We start from the raw sequence: 227 nt of genomic DNA, 5'->3' as shown, positions 1-227 counted from the left end.
GTCAATAAACACGACACTTTCACAGTTGAGATTGAAGAAGAAATCACAGAGGATACAGTCTTAGATGCGGTAGTGATTGTAAGAAAACAAAAATCTCCTTATGACAGAGAAAGTACTTATGTTTGTCGAAAAGATAATGTCAGTATAAACCAAGTATTAAGTCTACAGCCTAATAATTCTCGATTTGTATATCTAGAAATACATTTAATGAAAAACGACAGGATAGA

Annotated in this window: 1 pseudogene; it reads left to right on the top strand. The window is 32.2% G+C overall.

Features of this window, described 5'->3' with window-relative positions:
- A pseudogene (locus LQ617_RS16160) lies at nt 1–227 on the top strand (hypothetical protein); the annotation flags it as partial.

This window comes from Mammaliicoccus sp. P-M59 (assembly GCF_022386135.1).
Lineage (GTDB): Bacteria > Bacillota > Bacilli > Staphylococcales > Staphylococcaceae > Mammaliicoccus > Mammaliicoccus sciuri_A.
This window is presented reverse-complemented; position numbering and strand designations above follow the sequence as displayed.